At 48.3% G+C, this 2,886-nt stretch carries 3 protein-coding genes; all 3 read right to left on the bottom strand.

Features of this window, described 5'->3' with window-relative positions; translation table 11 throughout:
* Positions 1 to 242: TMEM165/GDT1 family protein (locus B7Y67_RS14380; protein WP_293599229.1), on the bottom strand; the 242-nt coding region annotated here is incomplete at its 3' end.
* Positions 243 to 316: 74 nt separating this feature from the next.
* Complete coding sequence (gene ald / locus B7Y67_RS14375; RefSeq protein WP_293599228.1) at positions 317 to 1,435, bottom strand: alanine dehydrogenase; 1,119 nt, start codon at positions 1,433 to 1,435, stop codon at positions 317 to 319.
* Between the two features lie 10 nt (positions 1,436 to 1,445).
* Positions 1,446 to 2,771: an amino acid permease gene (locus B7Y67_RS14370; protein ID WP_293599230.1), complete on the bottom strand. Its 1,326-nt coding sequence runs from the start codon at positions 2,769 to 2,771 to the stop codon at positions 1,446 to 1,448.
* Between the last annotated feature and the right edge of the window lie 115 nt (positions 2,772 to 2,886).

The raw sequence follows: 2,886 nt of genomic DNA, 5'->3' as shown, positions 1-2,886 counted from the left end.
CCCAAAAAGCTCAAACCTAAAATCCACTTGAGAAGATCCGGACTCATAAAAGTCGTGAGCCAATGCCCTAGTAAAGCTGCGCAGGCATGATTGGCAATCGTCGCAATCAAGATCCCACCAATAATGGCAAGGGCCTGTTTTGGATAACGTGCAGCCAACATCAATGAGAGTAATTGGGTTTTATCCCCCATCTCAGCAAGTGCGACTACACCGGTAGAAAGTGCTAATGCAGATAAGTCCATCCTTAGAATGATAGAGGAAAGCTCAGGAGCCTAGACTCCTGAGACATTCAATCCCTAGAACTGCATTGAAACTACTAGGCCACTAATAACTCTTCTGCCGGCACAAAGTCTATTTTCTGAGCTTTAGCTACCGGCTCAGAGGTGAGATTACCCTGATGCACACTCAAGCCATTACGCAGATGATGATCATGTGAGAGTGCCCTTACCATCCCTCGATTTGCTAAGGCCTCAATGAATGGATAGGTTGCATTCGTCAATGCAAAAGTAGAGGTTCTGGCGACTGCACCAGGCATATTGGCTACGCAGTAATGTAGAACGCCATCCACGATGAATGTCGGATCAGCATGGGTTGTGGGCTTAGACGTCTCAAAACAACCCCCTTGATCAATTGCCACATCCACTACTACTGCGCCCGCCTTCATTTTGCGCACCATCTCACGGGTCACTAACTTCGGTGCAGCGGCACCAGGCAAGAGCACGGCGCCAATGACCACATCTGCCTCACAAACCTCTAGCTCCACCAAAAGTGGATCGGCATAAAAGGTTCTCACACGATTGCCATAGAGCATATCAATCTGCCTTAAGCAATCAATATTGCGATCGAAGATACAGACATCTGCTCCCATGCCAACCGCCATCTGTAAGGCATTTCGCCCCACAACGCCGGCACCCAAGATGACCACCTTTGCTGGGGCCACACCCGGGACACCCGCCATTAATATTCCCAAGCCTCCGTTTGTTTTCTCTAGAAAGCTAGCCGCAGCTTGAATAGACATTCGGCCTGCAACTTCACTCATTGGAGCCAAGAGAGGTAAAGCGCCACTACACGAAGTGACTGTCTCATAGGCTATACAACTTGCGCCTGAAGCGAGCAAGGCTTTGGTCTGCTGTGGATCTGGCGCGAGATGCAAATAGGTAAAGAGAATTTGATCTTCACGTAACATCGCGCACTCCTGTGGCTGAGGCTCTTTCACCTTCACCACCATTTCGGCTTTAGCAAAAACTTCAGCTGCGCTATTGATTAAAGTGGCCCCCGACAAACGATAGGATTCATCGCTCAAGCCAATTTGCTCACCTGCTCCACGCTGCACTAAAACAGAGTGCCCTTGTTTGCACAAGCCCCTCACATTTCCTGGGGTTAAGCCAACACGAAATTCATTATTTTTTACTTCTTGAGGTACGCCAACAATCATTTATGTCTCCTTATTTGAATTCACGACTCAGTTTTGTTTTGCGATGCAAGCCAACGATGTAAAACATGGCGAGATACACACCTAATAAACACGGACCCAAGACCAAGGCAATCCGCGCATCCTCATGAAAGCCCATCAACACTACTACCAAGGCAATAAATGCTAATGCGAACCACGAGGAATAGGGCCACCAGGGAGTGCGGTATGCCAACTCAGCAACCTGGGCTTTTGTAAGTGAGCGACGGAATTGAACTTGCGTAATCAAAATTGCAATCCACACCATCAAACCAACAAAGGTCACTGCGGCCATGATGTATTGAAATGCTTTGTCTGGAACGAAGTAGTTCAACACCACACCAGTCATGCAAACCGCCACTGTCGCCATTACTGCGCGATGGGGAACACCGTACTTCGATAGTTTTGCAAATGGCGATGGCGCGTAGCCATTGACTGATAGCGCATATAAGAGTCGCCCACCACTAAAGATGCCGGCATTACAAGATGACAAGGCAGCGGTAATTACTACGAAGTTAATGATTCCGGCAGCTTCACGTAAACCAATCCGCTCAAACATCACCACGAATGGGCTACCTTGCTGGCCAACCTCATTCCAGGGGAAGATTGCCAAAATGACAAGGATGGCACCCATGTAAAAAATCAAGATACGCCATGCCAAGGAATCAATCGCCATCGGAATGGTTTTTCGCGGACTCTCTGCTTCACCAGCAGATAGACCAATCATCTCAATGCCAACGTATGCAAATAAGACCATCTGCAAGGACAGCAACATGCCACTAATGCCGTTGGGGAAGAAACCGCCGTGCTGCCATAAGTTACTAAAGCCAATCGGATTCCAGTCATTGGTAAAGCCAAAGAAAATGACTGAACCACCCAAAGCAATCATGGCGACAATAGCAACCACTTTAATAAGAGCAAACCAAAATTCAAACTCACCAAATACTTTTACGGCAATGAGATTAATAAGACCCATCATCAAGATGGAAGAAAGAGCCCAGATCCACTGCGGTGTTTCGGGAAACCAAATCCCCATATAGATACCAACTGCAGTGACTTCAGCAATTCCAACGACGATCCAGTAAGTCCAGTAGCCCCACCCGACCATATAGCCTGCGAGCGGCCCCACGTAGGTGTTGGCATAGGCGGCAAAAGAACCCGCGACAGGTTCATGCACCGCCATCTCACCCAAGGTCCGAAGCACGATAAAGGCAACGATACCTGCCAAGAGATATCCCAACAAGATTGAAGGTCCTGCGATTTGAATCGCGCTTGCCGAGCCCAGAAATAATCCAACGCCGATAGTGGAACCTAAAGCCATGAGGCGAATGTGCCGCACTTTGAGGTGGCGCTGTAAACCAGTTTGTTCAGTCTGCAAAAGAGACCTCCTTTCGATTTGTCGTTGGTAAATCACCAACGAGGCAAAGTCTAGGGAG

The sequence above is a fragment of the Polynucleobacter sp. 35-46-11 genome, assembly GCF_002281105.1.
Note: the sequence above shows the minus strand (reverse complement) of the source record. Positions and strands in the feature narration are given on the sequence as shown.